General features: G+C 37.1%; 13 protein-coding genes and 1 pseudogene. 11 read left to right on the plus strand and 3 right to left on the minus strand.

From position 1 onward, the window contains the following. The 8 genes and pseudogenes from DSM03_RS18020 to DSM03_RS18055 form a co-directional block, all read left to right on the plus strand. Positions 1 to 398, plus strand: a pseudogene (locus tag DSM03_RS18020) (ATPase); the annotation flags it as partial. Between the two features lie 105 nt (positions 399 to 503). Continuing rightward, complete coding sequence (locus DSM03_RS18025; RefSeq protein WP_236638787.1) at positions 504 to 1,280, plus strand: LytR/AlgR family response regulator transcription factor; 777 nt, start codon at positions 504 to 506, stop codon at positions 1,278 to 1,280. 1 nt (position 1,281) lies between these two features. Then, positions 1,282 to 2,886: a sensor histidine kinase gene (locus DSM03_RS18030; protein WP_128760772.1), complete on the plus strand. Its 1,605-nt coding sequence runs from the start codon at positions 1,282 to 1,284 to the stop codon at positions 2,884 to 2,886. 95 nt (positions 2,887 to 2,981) lie between these two features. Then, positions 2,982 to 5,546 (plus strand): zinc-dependent metalloprotease, encoded by a 2,565-nt coding sequence (locus tag DSM03_RS18035; RefSeq protein ID WP_128760771.1) that lies wholly within the window; start codon positions 2,982 to 2,984, stop codon positions 5,544 to 5,546. Between the two features lie 5 nt (positions 5,547 to 5,551). Further along, a complete protein-coding gene (locus tag DSM03_RS18040) occupies positions 5,552 to 8,848 on the plus strand; it encodes a SusC/RagA family TonB-linked outer membrane protein (RefSeq protein WP_128763430.1) in 3,297 nt (1,098 codons plus the stop codon). Positions 8,849 to 8,857: 9 nt separating this feature from the next. Continuing rightward, positions 8,858 to 10,174: a RagB/SusD family nutrient uptake outer membrane protein gene (locus tag DSM03_RS18045; protein ID WP_128760769.1), complete on the plus strand. Its 1,317-nt coding sequence runs from the start codon at positions 8,858 to 8,860 to the stop codon at positions 10,172 to 10,174. 93 nt (positions 10,175 to 10,267) lie between these two features. Then, positions 10,268 to 11,308 (plus strand): hypothetical protein, encoded by a 1,041-nt coding sequence (locus DSM03_RS18050; protein WP_128760768.1) that lies wholly within the window; start codon positions 10,268 to 10,270, stop codon positions 11,306 to 11,308. Between the two features lie 150 nt (positions 11,309 to 11,458). Beyond that, positions 11,459 to 12,085, plus strand: a complete 627-nt coding sequence (locus tag DSM03_RS18055; protein ID WP_128760767.1) for a M48 family metalloprotease — start codon at positions 11,459 to 11,461, stop codon at positions 12,083 to 12,085. A gap of 306 nt (positions 12,086 to 12,391) precedes the next feature. Here DSM03_RS18055 and DSM03_RS18065 read toward each other — a convergent pair whose 3' ends face one another. Beyond that, complete coding sequence (locus DSM03_RS18065) at positions 12,392 to 12,946, minus strand: N-acetylmuramoyl-L-alanine amidase family protein (protein WP_128760765.1); 555 nt, start codon at positions 12,944 to 12,946, stop codon at positions 12,392 to 12,394. 193 nt (positions 12,947 to 13,139) lie between these two features. On the opposite strand from DSM03_RS18065, the gene DSM03_RS18070 reads away from it, so the two are divergent. Continuing rightward, a complete protein-coding gene (locus tag DSM03_RS18070) occupies positions 13,140 to 13,427 on the plus strand; it encodes a hypothetical protein (RefSeq protein ID WP_128760764.1) in 288 nt (95 codons plus the stop codon). Positions 13,428 to 13,723: 296 nt separating this feature from the next. Then, the gene (locus tag DSM03_RS18080; RefSeq protein ID WP_128760762.1) at positions 13,724 to 14,719 is read left to right on the plus strand and encodes a DUF3875 domain-containing protein; all 996 of its coding nucleotides are present in this window, start codon (positions 13,724 to 13,726) and stop codon (positions 14,717 to 14,719) included. 62 nt (positions 14,720 to 14,781) lie between these two features. On the opposite strand, the gene DSM03_RS18085 is transcribed toward DSM03_RS18080, so the two are convergent. After that, positions 14,782 to 15,123, minus strand: coding sequence for a single-stranded DNA-binding protein (locus DSM03_RS18085; protein WP_128760761.1), 342 nt, complete (start codon positions 15,121 to 15,123; stop codon positions 14,782 to 14,784). Positions 15,124 to 15,134: 11 nt separating this feature from the next. Continuing rightward, positions 15,135 to 15,353 (minus strand): hypothetical protein, encoded by a 219-nt coding sequence (locus tag DSM03_RS18090; RefSeq protein WP_128760760.1) that lies wholly within the window; start codon positions 15,351 to 15,353, stop codon positions 15,135 to 15,137. Between the two features lie 839 nt (positions 15,354 to 16,192). Here DSM03_RS18090 and DSM03_RS18095 point away from each other — a divergent pair. Next, on the plus strand, positions 16,193 to 16,768 hold the full coding sequence (locus DSM03_RS18095; protein ID WP_236638786.1) for a helix-turn-helix domain-containing protein: 576 nt from the start codon (positions 16,193 to 16,195) through the stop codon (positions 16,766 to 16,768). Positions 16,769 to 16,901: the final 133 nt, after the last annotated feature.

Below are 16,901 nucleotides of genomic sequence, written 5' to 3' on the forward strand. Positions count from 1 at the left end.
CCGTAGGTTGTGGAAAAACCAGCTTAATGAAACTCTTAAGACACCTGGTGCCGCATCTACGCCCTTATGAAGTTATTCCCTGTAGAAATATCACCTTTGCGTTCAACCACCTCGGGTATAAAGTCATTCAGGAACATGGGGATGGGAACTTCTATTGTTTTGATGATCTGGGTACCGAAGCCATCGGCAGGCATTATGGTAAGGATTGTAATGTGATGGGAGAACTCATTTGCAACCGCTACGAACTCTTCTTAAAACACAAGATTAAAACCCACATCACGACCAATTTAAATGCTACAGAATAGGAAGAGCGATACGGAGTACGGGTGCGCAGTCGAATGCGGGAATTGTTTAACTTGGTTGCGTTTGATAAGAATGCTAAGGATAAAGGAATCTAGGCGTTATCCAGACGTTCGCATTCTTGCATCTTTTTTATTACTCATGTCTGAACTTTCTTAACTTTGACCCTCTTTAAGGGTAGTGATTAATTTAAATTGAGAATAGTGATAGAAGTTGTGATAATTGAAGATGAAGATCTTGCAGCGGATTCTCTGGAGAAACTTTTGTTGCAGACTCCCTATGATCTGGTTATTAAGAAGAGATTAGAGAGTGTTTCTGAAGCTATTACCTGGTTTAAAACCCAGCGTTGTGATTTAATCTTTAGCGATATTAGCTTGGGTGACGGGGATAGTTTTGAAATTTATGAAGCTTTAAAAATTGAGATTCCAATCATTTTTACTACCGCTTTTGATCACTACGCCATACAATCTTTTCAATTTCAAGCAATTGATTATTTATTAAAGCCTTATAACAGCACTAAGCTTCAAAAAGCTTTAGAAAAGTTTATAGCACTCACAAGAAAACAAACAACTCCCGAGAATCAAAATCTAGAACACTTAATCAATCAATTAAGTACTATCTCCGAAATACATAACTATCAGACCCGGTTTTTAATAACAAAAGGAGATGCATTAGTCTCCATAAACAGTTCGGAAATAGCCTATTTTATGGCTGATGATAAATCCCTTTTTCTAACGACTCTTGAAGGAGAATTATTTCTTTATGATGATACCTTATCTAATCTGGAAAAAAGGCTATCACCCCGAGACTTTTTTAAGGTGAACCGTAAATTTATAGTAAGGCATAATGCCATCAAATCTATCATAAAATACAGTCAAAGCCGCTTGAAAGTTGCATTACAACCTGAACCTAATTTAAATGACCCCATTTTAATAAGTGCAAGAAACATACAGTCTTTTAAAGAATGGTTAAACAACTAAAATGGGTTCTAGTAAACTGCTGATTAGCTTTAAAAAACATAAGCGGTATTTATATACAAGCCTGGCACTTATTATTTTATTTTTTGCCGTTAGCGCGCTGATTACACCTAAGATCACCTTAGTTGCTGAAAACCTCTTAGAAGATGTCGTTCAGGAAAATCTCACATCTAAGAAAAATAGCATTGCATTTGAGTTCAATAACCTGAATAGTTTTCTCATCTATTCTGAAAAAATAGTAGGAGACTCCATTGAAATACCGGCTGAACAACTGCAAGAAAAGCTTCGGTTTACTGCAGATTTGGCTCAAACTTCTCCATTTATTTTAAACAGTTACTTCTACAACCTTACTCCTAAAGGGTGGACAAATCTATATACTACTCAAGACCCCATCAATAAAATGGGTTTACCCTTACACTACGAGGATTACGTGCGTAGTGAGTTTGTAGACACGATCCTAAAACTCAAAGACCATGTTATCTATCGAAAATTCTATGTACATAGAGGAGCTGCTAATGGCATTACGGTAGTAGGCAATGATATTGACCTATTGGCTTTTTGGAACTATTTTTCTGAGAGTAACGAGGCTCGTATAGGCTACACGGTTGTTACAACAGATACCGGAATCTGTCTGTTACATCCTGAGCCTAAATATATAGGAACGAGATTAGACTCGTACTTTACCCGGGTTTCACTTAACGCGGTATTAAACCATTCAGAGCATTCAGATACAAAACTGTTAACAGATGAAGCTAAATCTGAATATTTAAATTTGAATGTCAAACGCTATTTTGATAAGGTTCAGGTTGGAAACTCATCGTTGCTTGTTATTGAAAGTTTTCCCTTAGATATTATTCTCAAAGAGCGTACTCAAAAAATCAACCGCTACTTTCTTTGGATAAGTTTATTAGCATTTTTTGTTTTTATGGGTTTACTGTTGGTATCTCGATATCAATTGAAAAAAGAATTCCTCGAAAACCTCAAAGTTGTAGAAGAAAAGGAACAGCTCATAAACGCCAATGAAAAATACCAAAAAGAAAATGCACTTTTACAATTGAATCAGCTGAAAAAGAAAATGAATCCTCATTTTCTTTTTAATAGTTTAAACTCTCTTCATATACTCATTGAATCAAAGCCTGAATTATCACAGGAGTTCTTATTAAAACTCTCTGATGTTTACCGGTATCTGTTAGAGAATAAAGAAGGAGACTTGATTTTAGTTAAAAAGGAGCTGACGTTTCTTAATCAATACTTTTTCCTTCAAAAGATACGTTTTGGCGCAAGTATACAAGTCCTTATCAATAATACAGTTGATGACGCCAAGGTATATACAAAAAAAATCCCCTTTCTTGCTTTGGAAACCGTAGTAGAAAACGCTATCAAACATAATGAATTTACCAAGCAAAATCCGCTTCAAATTGAACTCCTCTTTTATGAGAATTACATTGAAGTCATCAATACGTATACCCCACGAAAAACCCCAAAAGTAGCAAGTCATAAACTGGGATTGATCTATCTTAAAAACACTTACAATTTTTATAATATTGAAGGCTTTCAAACGGAGATTACTGGAGATAAATTTAAATGCAGGCTACCTTTGCTACCTTAAAATCTAATTTCACTCTCTAAATTACAGACTTCACTCCATTTGCTTTTTTTTAACTTTTCAATTAACGGAGATTTAGCGTTAAATAATCTAAATCCATGGAGAAATCCTCAAGCATTTCCGGCTACCTTCGCCAGTTTATCATCCTTTTAATCTTTTTCACATATCATTCTCAATTTGCGCAAAAAGATCAGAATAAGGAGGAAAATAAAAACAAGACTGAAGATATCAAAAAGGTAATTGATTCTATCGCCGATGCAGAGCAAGAATTATCGTACCAGCACTTTTTGAAAAAAGGAAACGTCAAGAAGGGTTTATTTAATGTGTACAATCTTGAAGGGGATTATTACTTTGAAATTCCCGACTCTTTAATAGCCAGAGATTTATTAGTTGTAAACAAAATTTCAAGCGTTCCTTATGCGTTAAACGGACACGGATTAAATAAAGGAATGGCTTTTGAAACGAAATTGATTCGTTTTTATAAAGATACGGTCTTAAATAAAGTTTGGGTAAAAACCATCAACCCCCGGGTACAGTCCCCTACTTCAGATGCAATTACGCGTTCGGTAAAAGCAAACTTTGGAGAATCTATCATTGAAGAATTTGACATCAAAGCAGAGAATACTGACTCTACTTCCACCTTTATCAAAGTAAACAAAATCTTTAACGGAAAGGAAAAAAGCTTTAGCGACATTTTAGCGAATACTGGTTTAGGAGGTAGCCTAAAAACCGAACTCTCCATTCTTGAAGAAGTCAAGTCTTTTCCTGAGAATATTGTTGTTAAGTCACTTTTGTCTACTTCTGTAAGTGAGGGTGGTAGCCCTGCACTCCCCTTATCTATTGGTGTAACCACAAACCTTGTACTTTTACCTACAGATGTTATGAAACCCAGATTTGCGGATAAGCGCATTGGTTATTTTGGTACACCGATGGACTATTTCTCTGATATACAACAGGAAGTGGAAACCCGAGAATTGATAACCCGATGGCGACTGGAACCTAAAGCGGAAGATGTCAAAAAATATAATCAAGGAGTTCTTGTTGAACCCAAAGAGCCAATCGTTTATTATATAGACCCTTCCACTCCACCCCAGTGGGTGCCTTATATAACAAAAGGAGTTTTGAACTGGAACAGGGCTTTTGAAGAAGCTGGTTTTAAAAATACAATTCAGGTAAAATTACCCGGTAAAGAAGACCCTGATTTTGATATAGATGATGTACGCTATTCTGTAATCACGTATGCGGCCTCAGAAAATCAAAACGCGATGGGTCCTTCAGTAGTGGACCCCAGGAGCGGACAAATTTTGGAATCAGACATTATTTGGTGGCATAATTTGATGAAAGGTTTGCATTCCTGGATTCGTGTTCAAACAGGCCCAATAAATCCTGAGGCAAGAGCCAATACCTTTTCAAATGAATTGATGGGTGAAGCTATCCGGTTTGTTTCTTCGCATGAAGTAGGTCATACTTTTGGACTTAAACACAATATGGGTGCTTCCCACAGCTATCCTGTAGATTCATTAAGATCACGATCTTTCACATCAAGAATGGGGGGAACAGCACCGTCTATTATGGATTATGCTCGTTTCAACTACGTGGCGCAGCCGGAAGATAATGTTGTGGATATCACCCCGGAAATCGGCATCTATGATAACTATGCTATTGCATGGGGTTATAGATGGATTGAAGGTAAATCTGCTCAGGAAGAACTTCCCATTCTAAATCAGTGGATACGCAAACACGAAGACGATCCGCTCTATTTTTACGGCCCCCAACAGGCCGATGTTATCGACCCCAGATCACAAAGTGAAGATTTAGGAGATGATGCTGTCAAAGCCAGTGAATATGGATTGAAAAATTTAAAGCGCATTATTCCTAATCTCCTCAACTGGACCCAGGAAGAAGGCCAAGATTATTATAAAGCATCCAAACTCTATAAGGCTGTTATTGATCAATGGGAGCGTTACAACCATCATGTAATGGCAAACATAGGTGGAGTCTATCTCAACAATACGGTTTATGGTGATGGCAAAGATTCTTATGTTCCGGTACCAGCAACCCAGCAAGAAAAAGCTTTAGAATACCTGATAGAGCACGCGATAAAACCGCAAAAATGGCTTTTCACCCCTGAAATTACTGATAAAATTTTTGCAGTTCGCGATGCTCCTGATGGAGAACGCTATTACTCGCCTGTTTCTATGCTTCGTATTTATCAGACCAATGTAATCTATGATTTAGTAGATACCGATCGTATTATGCGTATAACAGAAAATCAAGTGCTTGAAAAGAAGGATAATCCGGTATTTACGGAACAATACCTTTTTGATCAACTTTATGATGCCATTTTTGAAAAAACCCAAAAAGGTAAATCCTTAGACATGTTTGACAGAATAACCCAGAAGAATTATGTGGATGTGCTCACTGTAGACCGTAACAAGCTTCTTGAAAAAACAAAGGAGAACACAGTATCGGAAAATTCTAAACAGTTTAAGAATATTCATTTTTCATACCTACCCCGTGTTTCAGACGCAGGTACAAATAAAAGAGCAGCGCTTGAAAAAGTATTGTCTTTACTAAAAAAGAAAAAGAAAAGAGGTGATCAAGCAACCCAAGCCCATTATCGGGATCTTATTTCCAGAATTGAATATAATTTGAACCATTAGAGCTTATGAAGAATTTAATATATCTGATGTTATTTATTCCCGTCTTTACCACTGCTCAACAAAAGCAGAAAATGGTAAGCGGTACTGTTGTTGACGCGGCCATGAACATGCCGATTCCCGGAGCGTCAGTCTACATCTCTTCATCTATGGTAGGAAGCAAAGCCAAAGAAGAAGGAATTCTTGATGGTGCTATGCTGGGTACCACTACAGATTTTGATGGATATTTTGAACTTAAAATTGATGATACGGTAAAATCGCTTGTGGTATCATATATGGGGTTTAAAAGCAAAACCATAGATGTTTCCGGCTCTACTCAAAACTTAACTATTGTTTTAGAAGAAAGTACCCAAAATTTAAACGAGGTACTGATTACCGGCTACCAGAAGATTGAAAAACGCAAGGCTACTTCTGCTTATTCTACAATTGACGTTTCAGAAATTCAGCAGGCGGGTGTTGCAACAGTAGACCAGATGCTTACCGGCCAACTCCCCGGGGTATTTGTGCAGCCTACCAGCGGAGCGCCAGGTGCTCCTTCTAAAATTTCCATACGCGGTACCGCAACTTTAAACGGTTCTTCAGATCCCCTGTGGGTTTTAGATGGCATTCCGTTAGAGGGAGAGGACATTCCCAAAGATTTCCGTGATAAGGATAATATTGATAATCTTCAATCTTTTCCGGTAGCTGGTCTCAATCCTGAGGATATAGAAAGTATCACTGTTTTAAAAGATGCCGCTGCGACCTCTATATACGGAGCAAGAGCTGCTAATGGTGTTATTGTTATAACCAGTAAAAGCGGTAAAAAGGGAGGAATGCGCATAAGTGCCTCGGCAAATGCCTTTATTACTCAGAAACCAGATTACAGTAAATTGAACCTAATGAACGCTTCACAAAAAGTAGATTTTGAATTGTTCTTGGCCAGCCGCGAAGATCTGACCTACCAAAAGAACCGGGGTGAAGTGGCGCGTATACTCAATTCCTACAATTCTTATGATACGTTTCAAAACAACGGATTTTCTGCACTTGATTCCGAAGTACAAAACGCGATCAATAATCTCAGGACCAGAAACACAAACTGGGGAGGTGAATTATACCAAATGGCAGTAAACCAGCAATACAGTTTGAGTATTTCGGGCGGAAACGACCAGAATACGTATTACTTATCTGCAGGTATTTTTGATGAAAAAGGAAGCACCATTGGTACTGGACAGCAGCGTTACAACATCACTTTAAAAGATAATTTTAATTTAAACGATGATTTTAAAGTAGGTGTTTCGGTATTTGCCAGTCAGAATAAAACATTCTCCTATATAACAGGCGCTGACTCCTATACCAATCCCGCGTATTATGCTCGTAATGCCAATCCCTATTTACGTCTAACGGATGATCAGGGGAATTACGTTTACGATCCCGATTTGGTAGAGCGTTCTGACCTTAACCTCAACTATAATATACTGGAAGAGCGCAGAAATACCAGCCATGATTTGGTAGCAAATTCTGTAAAATCGATCTTAAATGCAGCTTATGATTTAACCGATGATCTTCATTTTTCTACTCAACTGGGCTTGCAATTTGACTTTAACAGAACCGAAAAATTCAGTGACCGAAATAGCTATTATACGCGAAAATACAGACAACGCTCCCGATATGCAGGTCCTACCGGCGATGCCTATTATATGCCCGAAGGCGGAATAATACAAAATTGGAATACCGATGTTTTTCAATATAACTGGAAAACTACCGCCAATTACAATACCACCTTTAATAATCTTCACGAGCTGGATGTTATGCTAGGTACCGAATTCAGGAGAAATAAGACGGAAGAAATTCAGACTAAAGGTTTTGGATACAACCCAAATACACTTACTACCATTCCGATTACAGATGAGCGGGCGTTGACCAATTCCTTATTTGACCCACTTAACAAGCGCTTTAATGAAAATGCTTTTGCTTCGTTCTTTGGTACTGCATCGTACACCTACGACCGTAAATACACGTTGTTTTCGAGCTTACGATATGACGGCTCCAACTTATTTGGTGTAAACCCTAAATACCGCTACCTCCCTATATGGTCTGTAGCCGGTTCATGGAATGTACATCAGGAAAGCTTTATGCAGGCGTTTGCTATGGTTAGCAACCTCAAATTAAGAGCTTCTTATGGTATTCAGGGCAACATTGATAAAAGCACCTCTCCATACGTTTTGGGTATCTATGATAATGTTTCGATTTTACCAGGAGTAAATGAAGAAATAATTCAGGCTCAGGGTGCTCCTAACCCTGATTTAAGATGGGAAAAAACCAAGTCGACAAATGTAGGTCTTGATCTGGGTCTCTTCAATAACAAACTTTATGTCACCGCAGATTATTATTACCGTAAAAGTACAGATTTGATAGGTCTAAGAGCAGTACCCCTAGAAAGCGGGTATAATTTTATCAATACCAATTGGGGAACAGTTAGCAATAGAGGTTTTGAACTCGCTATTAACACGATAAACATTTCTAATGCAAATTTTAAATGGACCAGCGGTCTTAATATTTCACATAATAAAAGCATTGTTGAAGACATTCAAATACGGGAGGAAAACTTTAAACCTTCCTTAAAGGGATATAGCGCAAATGCCATTTTTGCTTTAAAAACTGCCGGGTTAGATAGTAATGGTCTGCCTGTATTCTGGAAAGATGGAAAAAAAGTTTCAGCCGTAGACTTTTATAATCTGGAAGAAGGTACCGATGGCAGTCAATTAACCAACCAAGAACACCGGGATTTGTATTCCTATGTAGGTGACGGTGCTCCGCTTTTTAGTGGAGGGTTTAGAAATACCTTTCAATATAAACAGTTTGATTTGCGAATTCTAAGCAATTTTATACTTAAGCAAACTGTGCAGGCAGCCCCTAGCTATTACCCTACACTAGCTCGGCCAGGCACTAATTACAGTACTGAAATTTTAAATGCCGGTACCGGTAATTTGCCTGCACTTATTGGTGCTAATTCTCCTGGTTTTAATACCGATCTGGTTTACAGTTGGTACAATTCATTTGATGCAGGAAGAACTTATGATGATCTGGATATTTGGGTAAAAGATATGTCATACATACGTATAAGCAGTATCAGACTTAGCTATTCAGTACCTACCAAACAATTGGATAAATTCAACATATCTCGTTTAAATTTTAATGTAGAAGGTAGAAACTTATTTGTGTTCGGAAGTGATTATGATGGGTTCTTTGATCCTGAAACCTACGGAAGTCTCTATGCACAGCCCATTCCTAAGGTTATTTCTGCAGGATTTAATCTCACATTTTAAATGACTCTTATGAAAAAACTAGTATACCTATATATAGTGCTGACGGCCTGCATATCCTGTGATGATTACCTGGATATTAAACCCGTGGGACAGGTTATTCCGAGTTCAGTAGAAGATTACAGAAGCTTTTTAACCTCGGCCTACAGCATCAAAAATCTGGATAAAATATTAACCACCTATCGAGGTGATGAGTTACAATTAAACCCAGACAGTCCCGGAGTTGAACAATATACTGATATTTACATCTGGAATGATGAAAATCCAAGTCCGTTGAGGAGGAGCTTTCCTTATGCCAGTTTCTATAGCATCATTTTTTATTGCAATCACATTATCGAAAGCAAGAACGAGATCACAGGCGATTCTGGCGCCATTGATGAACTTGTTGGGGAAGCCTACGCACTTAGAGCGATGCAGTATTTTAGATTGGTTAATCTGTATGCCAAACCTTATGAGCGTACTACAGCTGATCAAGATCCTGCTATACCCATTGTAACTAAATATCAAACTGATGTAGATTACCCGGTAAATTCGGTACAGGAAGTTTATGATTTAATCCTAAACGATTTGAACCGGGCAGAAGATTTAATAGGTGTAGCTAAGCAGGAAGTTGGCTTAAATTATCGATTTTCAAAAGTAGCTGTAAAAGCATTTCAGACACGTGTTTATCTCTATCAAAATGAATGGCAAAAAGCGATTGATCACGCCAATGCTGCATTGAGCCTGCATTCCGAACTGCAGGATTTAAATGCCGATGTCTCCCACATGCCTTCCGAATACAACTCGGTAGAATCTATTTTGGCACTGGAAACAGTAGCATCTTTTGACACCGCGAACAATACAACCATTGCAGATGACCTAATCGGAATCTACGACCAATCTACCGATTTGCGTTTTGATCTGTATTTCCGCCCAATTTCAGGAGGAGGATTCCGGAGTAAAAAAAATGCAGATACCAAATTTAAAGTGAGCTATCGCACTTCAGAATTGTATTTGATCAAAGCGGAAGCACTTGCCAGACTTGGCCAAACTGAGGCTGCAACAGACCCGCTTCTTGAATTGGCTAAACACAGGTATACGCCTGAAGGATTTCTTACCTACCAGCAAAATACTGAAGTTTTAAATGACGAAGAATTGCTTTCGGCCATTCTAGAAGAACGCAGGAAAGAATTTGCCATTGAAGGACATCGCTGGTTCGATTTGAGGCGTACGACGCAGGCCAAAATCACAAAAACCTATGATGGACAACTCTATACTTTAGAAAAAAATGATTTGCGGTATGTCATTCCCATTCCCAACGATGCAATAATCAACAATCCAGATCTTTAAAAAATACTAAAAATTTAACCAGGTTTTGCGTTGTTATCTTGCGCAATGCCTTAGAACAAAAAAGATAACATAACCTTTTAAACAAATTACCTTATGAAAAGAATGTATTCTTTTATTCTTAGCCTTATTGTAGTCGCAATGACTCTGGTTTCTTGCTCAGATGATGATAGCCTCACGCAATCATCTCTTGCTGAAATCACCAATTTTACTCTTGATTTTGACGGTTTAGAAGCCGATGATGTAGCCTATGATCTGGGAACGGCTATTTCTGTAAGTGTACCTTACGGCACTTCTTTAACAGGTGTAGTACCCGCAATTATCGTTTCAGAAAATGCCAGCATTTCGCCAGCATCAGGAGAAGCAATAAGCTTTGAAGACGGTGTGGCCAAAACCTTTACCGTAACCGCAGAAGACGGTTCTATAAAAGAATATACGGTAACTGTAAACATACGCCCAGAAGTAGGAAGCGGTTCTAAGCTGAAAACCTTTTTAGAAGTACAGGATTTCGGTTTCTTTGCTCTCGAAACAATTACTGAATATGAGTATAATGAAAACTCCGGTTTTGTAAGTAAGTATTCTATAACTGAAGATGGAGAAACTATAGCTTTTACGCTGGTTTATGATGACAAAAATCAGGTTACTGAAAAAACCGCTGAAACACAAAGAACTACTTACACCTACGAAGGCGGTAAAATTACAAAAGCTGAAGAATATGAAGATGGTGAACTAAAATATGGTTTTTCATATACCTATAATGAAGACGATTTACTGGCAAGAAAAGAACAAACCAATTACCAAGAAGAAGAACCTGTTGTAGATGACATAAGAACCTATAAGTATGATGATAAAGGCAACGTCATAGAATTTAATAGAGGTACGTCACAAACTAATATTGTAAAAGCTACTTATGATTCTAAGAATAATCCTTTTAAAAGTATTTATCCAAAAGCCTATGCAGCGATCAAAGTTTCAGGAATTGATGGGGTAAATACGAATAATCCAATTACACGTAGTGAGACTAATGGGGAAGTTACTTATGAATATAATTCAGACGACTACCCTGTATCATCTTCATATTCGGATGCTGATGGAATTGTCACCTATAAAAAAGCTTTCACATATTACGCAGAATAAATTAGCCAATAGTTTTTTCTATTTAAGTCAAGGAGGCTGTCTACAAGCTAAGACAGCCTCTTTTTTATTCACCTGAACTACTGTATTCTTTCAGAAAACTTTTTATCAGGAATTACCCCTATTCTCTACTTCTTTTATCCTTATAACATCATGAAAAACACACTTTTAATCCTATTTATTATAGGTATTGCATCATCCTGCAATAGCAATTCTACTGAAGATGTTCAAAAAAAATTAACCAAAGCTGAACAATTCATTCAATTATATACTCTTGAGGTTGTTCCCCTCTTTGATGAATATTCAGATTTGAATATCCCGGAAGAAATACAGATTGATGAAAATGATCTTTCGGTAAATGCCGGGGCTGCTTTTGGTTATGTTGAAGTAAGTAAGGGCCTTGTAGAACTGAAGGACCAATCAATCCAAATTTTTGTTCTTGCCCACGAGCTTGCACATATCGCAACTCTAAAACAGGCAGAAGGATTCAATCTAAAGGGTGAACTACCATCAGGCTCTGAAACAAGTGATTACAAAAAAGCAGAATATTTGGCCGATTTAATGGCATTTTATCTTATCTCTAAAAACGAACCCGAGACCTATGATCTGTTAAAAGAAAAATTGAATTATTTGGAAGAGTTGCTGGGGAATGGTGATTTTACCCATCCATCAGGAAGTTCCAGAATTGAATCCCTAATGAAATACCTAAAAGGAATGGATAACACTTCGAAAGAAACTGCCTTTTCTAATAGATTTAGAACGATATGGAGTATGAATTAATTTTATAATCCTACCAAATCAGTCAAGGTATTAGTCATTTTAATTATATCAATTTTTCTATCCGAAATTGTTACGAGCTAATGTTAGCTGTTTGTAATATCTCGCTTATATCTCTAGCACAATTACTCAGGACCCTACAGTTCTTTTTCAAGTGGTATTTTTTACTGCTTTTACCTTTAAAGACAGAGACGGCATTTGTACTTATTTGAGGTGCTGCTGTAACTAGTGCAAGGGTCAAAATAAATATGAAGCTTTTCATCAGTTGATCACGTTATAATTAGCGGTAAGATATTCATTTTATAGGTATTAACGGATATCTTTTATAAACCCTACTTCTAACACTATTGCAGGACAAAAATCTTTTAGATCCCGCAATACCTGAAAGTTTGCAAATTTCACCCCTCTACTCTTTTGACCGGTCAAAACAACAAGCCGTTTTTCTAACAGATGCCCCAACCAAATGGATTGCTCTAAATACGGATTTTCTTGGTTATATGCATATACCTCTACGCCAGTTGCATTAGAATTAGAAGCGTCATTATAATGTAAAGAGATAAACAAATCCGCCTGGAGTATTCTGGCTAGTTTTGTACGATCTCCAAGACTGATCAAGGTATCGGTATATCGGGTCAGGAAATATTCAGCAGGTTTCCCATCAAACTCCTGTTGTCCAGTGATCAATCTTTGAGCTAGATCCAATACCAGATCCTTCTCAAGAATACCATTTAAACCCCGTGCTCCAGAATCCATTCCCCCGTGTCCGGGATCGATCACAATACGTAAAGGTCGATATACATCCTGACCAAAAAAGAGACAAGTTTTGAGGAGCAAATAGAGAAAAACGACGTTTTGGAGCTTCATTTTATTTTTTGGGTTTTGAGTTATTAACAGAGGAACGGCTTTATTTCCTAAAATTTAATTGACTTTGAATGCATTTAAAATCAAATGAATACAAAATTTATTTTATTCACAAATTATTGATTTACAGGTATTTGAGATAATAAATATATACTTTTCAAGAGTTCAATCAAACAGTAATTTAAAACGAACTCTTATGAAAAAATCAAGCTACTTCACAACGATCCAATCGCTGGTCACGATTCCTCTTTTTGCTCAGATTGGAGGGATTGAAGATTCTGTAAATGATGTTTCCGATACCATCAGAGCCGTATTCCCTATCATTCTAGGGGTTATATTTCTAGTGGGTTTCCTCTTTAGTGCCGGGCATTTCTTTGGGGAGAATTCTGATCTAAAGAAAGGAATCACGCGCGTACTGGTTTTTGTATTGATCGCCGGAGGAGTGGTAGGCATCTTTTCCTACCTGATCGGTATCGTAGTCTAAGCGAATCAACAGCAACACGCACAATGAAAAGCTACGAAGTCTATAAAAACATCAGAAAACGGGCCGTCCTTTTCGGACTCCAGCTTTCGATGTTCGCCCTTATGATGTGCAGTATCATTTGTTCATTAATGGTCATCATCTTTTCCTTCAGTCTTCTTGTTCTTATAGGTGTTCCTGTTTTCAATGTCGCACTGTATTTCAGCTTGCTGAATTTAAACCGATTTCAAACGCTCAGGCTATTCGGATCTCGATTTCCGAAACATTTAAGCAATAAAAAACCGCTATAAACTTCTACGATGACTTATAAAACTCAGTTAATACAACCCATAGCAGCACTAGAAAGCAACATACTTTTTACCAGCAATGGAGACGTTGTATGGTGTTATGAAGGCCATTTACCGGAGATTTATTCTTTATCGGAAAAAGATTATGAAGCGCTTCACGCCTGTTGGTTTCAAGCGGTTAAAACTTTACCAGCAGGTACCATCATTCACAAGCAAGACTGCTATCAGCAAAAAGAGTATTGCGCTGAAGAATTGCCCAATACCAGCTTTTTAGAACAAGCAACCCGGAGCCATTTTAGGGGGCGAAAGTATCTCACACACCGTTGCTATGTATTCTTCATATTCACAAAAAACAAATCCTTAACTCGTGCACATTACATCAATCCTTTTAAAAACAGCAACAAAGCCATACCCAAGCAGCTGGATGATGCTCTTCTGCATTTTAAAGCAGCTGTTGAAGATGCTGTTGCCTTTATCAACACAAGTCGTAAAATGGCTGTTGAACCGCTTGATGCGGCGGCTATTGAGACGCTGACCCGTTCTTATTTTAACGGTTACAATACCGACGTGGATACCGATATCGTGTTAGATAACAACCAAGTGATCATCGGGGATCACTATTTTGATGCGCTTGCCGTAACTAATGAAACGTGCTTTGGAGAGGCTGTACAAACCAGCACGATCAATGAGAAATTTTCAACGGACTCGTATGTATTTCATAAGGGATTTATAGATGGTTTAGGGCTCGCTTTAGATGAGAACCACATGGTAAATCAGATACTGATTCTCGATGATAAGCATAAATGGCGTAAGCTTTTAGATAAGAAAGTAGAGGAACTCAACAAAAGCTCCAACTTCGGTACGCAAAACAAAGTGGTCTTAGGGAAGATTCAGGATATTCTGGAGCAGATCAATACCGATGAAACATCGCGGGTAAGCGGTCTCACTGCCACAAAACTTTTGCAAGTGCTTTTGTATTTGTTTACTTTGCGTACTCATTTTAGTTAGATTAAAGTGATTAATTAGAGGGCGTTAATTTTGGAACATCTTCGCCCTCTTTTTTAAGTGATTTACTCGGCTTTGCTTCCCAGTAATAGAATTTCTGAAGCTTCTACTTCAGTTACATAGCGTTTGATGCCGTCTTTGTCCTCGTAGCTTCTAGACTTGAGTTTTCCGCTCAAAGCGAGTTCTTTGCCTTTGGTGAGATAATTCTCAATAAGATCAGCGGTTTTACCCCAAGCCACAATGGTGTGCCATTGCGTATCCTGTGTTTTTTCGCCTTTGGTATTTTTGTAAAACTCATTGGTAGCCAATGAAAAACGAGCTACTTTTTTTCCGCTTTCTAGCGTAACTAGTGTAGGTTCTTGTCCTACGTTTCCAATTAGTTGAACTTGATTTCTGATCGTACTCATAACAGTAGTATTTAAAGATTAATTAAAATGCTGTCTAACCTCTTTAGACAGTTTGCATTTGTATTTTGAAAAATTGATTTACTTATTTTATCCTGAGCGTTTTCCTTTTTTGTTTTTGTTTGTTTTGATCCCGCATCTTTTTGTATGTTTTGAGCTGATTTCATAATGCTTGTTTTTGATTTACTTCCCTTAGTGCCTATCGCTGTTCCCTTTTTTTGTTGCTGATACATTTTCAAGAGTTTGAATTAGTAAGGACATATAAAAGCGCGGTACAAGCGGTTATGCTGTCCGGCTAACTTCAAACTATTGGTATTTTGCTTTCAAAAAAAGAGACGTACAGCGATGCTGTTAAAGGGAATTCAAAAAACTAACGTGGGAAGTTTTAAAACTTGAGAAGGGGGATTAAATGCTAAATGATAATTCTTTAAAAAAAGAGAAGTCCATTTACTCGATAAATACATTTGGCTTTCTGTATTATTGATAAACTACAAATAAGTGCCCCCGAAGCATTTTAGTGTTGAAAATATACTTACGTTTTAATACCTTTTTTTAATCAAAAAAAAAGGGTGACCAGTATATAGTAACCCTTATCACTTATCCTTTTTATTTATTCGTTTATATATATAAAATCAAAGATTGTCTGTTAATCTATATTAGCACTTCCGGTATTATTTGTTGTGACCTCTTCAATTAAAAAAATTCATTCAAATGGAAATCTTAAAACATTTGGAATTGTAAAATTTCTTATTGAGAAATCGAATACAAAAACGTCTAAATTGATCATTTTCTAGTTTAGAGTATAGCTTTAGAAAAAGACCAGAATATTACGTAATACTTATTATTCCTCATTAAAATCTAGGATATATGTAATTATTTCAGCTTGTTGTACAAAAGTATTTGTGAAAAATTAATGAAACTTATAAAGTTAATTTTAGCAGATTATGAGACCTGAAAAGTACTCTATGCACAGAACGAATGTGAGGCATAAATTGTTGAATTTAAAATAGAGTTTTAACAGGCTTTCATTTGCCTAAAATTCGTTTACTAATTATTGTAACACTTAAAAATTATGAAAGTAAGAATTAAGAATATGGTAAGCCTGCGATGTAAACTCAAGGTAGCTTCAGTACTAGAAGAATTGGGTGTTGCGTATACGACTTTAGAGTTAGGAGAACTGCAATTTGCAAAGCCGCTTTCCAAGCCATTAAAACGAAAGCTAAAAGAAGAATTGTCAAAATCTGGTTTAGAACTTATTTATGACCGAAATGCCTTACTTATTGATAAAATAGTCAATGTAGTGGTAGTGATGGTAAAGTATACAGAAGAATTACCCGAAATTAGTTTTTCTACTTACCTCAGCGATAAACTAAAGCTTGACTACAACAAAATGGCAGTTCTATTTTCAAGTTCTAAAGGCATCACATTAGAACATTTTGTTATTCTGCACAAAGTAGAACGCGTTAAAGAGTTAATTATCTGTAATACATTGAACCTTACCGAAATATCTTTTAAGATGCAATACAGTGGTGTAGCGCATTTGTCTAAACAGTTTAAGCAAATAACCGGTATTACGCCTACATTTTACAAATTGATGTCAGATCAGGAGCGCAGTGATCTGAATAAAGCCGGATGGCTTTATTCTTAAAACCTGTGATAGATGTAATTTTCATAATAAACTATACAACTGTTTTACCCAATTAAGTGCTGAATTTTGTGAAGTGAGTTGACATTAAGAAAATTCATCTAAAACAGCTCGTTATGGATATGTACGCAGGTTA

The sequence above is a fragment of the Leeuwenhoekiella aestuarii genome, from assembly GCF_004104055.1.
GTDB classification, from domain to species: domain Bacteria; phylum Bacteroidota; class Bacteroidia; order Flavobacteriales; family Flavobacteriaceae; genus Leeuwenhoekiella; species Leeuwenhoekiella aestuarii.

Coding starts and splice junctions, on each gene's coding strand:
- DSM03_RS18030 (WP_128760772.1), top strand. CDS start 1,282: ATGGGTTCTAGTAAACTGCTGATTAGCTTTAAAAAACATAAGCGGTAT.
- DSM03_RS18035 (WP_128760771.1), top strand. CDS start 2,982: ATGGAGAAATCCTCAAGCATTTCCGGCTACCTTCGCCAGTTTATCATC.
- DSM03_RS18040 (WP_128763430.1), top strand. CDS start 5,552: ATGAAGAATTTAATATATCTGATGTTATTTATTCCCGTCTTTACCACT.
- DSM03_RS18045 (WP_128760769.1), top strand. CDS start 8,858: ATGAAAAAACTAGTATACCTATATATAGTGCTGACGGCCTGCATATCC.
- DSM03_RS18050 (WP_128760768.1), top strand. CDS start 10,268: ATGAAAAGAATGTATTCTTTTATTCTTAGCCTTATTGTAGTCGCAATG.
- DSM03_RS18055 (WP_128760767.1), top strand. CDS start 11,459: ATGAAAAACACACTTTTAATCCTATTTATTATAGGTATTGCATCATCC.
- DSM03_RS18065 (WP_128760765.1), bottom strand. CDS start 12,946: ATGAAGCTCCAAAACGTCGTTTTTCTCTATTTGCTCCTCAAAACTTGT.
- DSM03_RS18070 (WP_128760764.1), top strand. CDS start 13,140: ATGAAAAAATCAAGCTACTTCACAACGATCCAATCGCTGGTCACGATT.
- DSM03_RS18080 (WP_128760762.1), top strand. CDS start 13,724: ATGACTTATAAAACTCAGTTAATACAACCCATAGCAGCACTAGAAAGC.
- DSM03_RS18085 (WP_128760761.1), bottom strand. CDS start 15,123: ATGAGTACGATCAGAAATCAAGTTCAACTAATTGGAAACGTAGGACAA.
- DSM03_RS18090 (WP_128760760.1), bottom strand. CDS start 15,353: ATGTATCAGCAACAAAAAAAGGGAACAGCGATAGGCACTAAGGGAAGT.
- DSM03_RS18095 (WP_236638786.1), top strand. CDS start 16,193: ATGAAAGTAAGAATTAAGAATATGGTAAGCCTGCGATGTAAACTCAAG.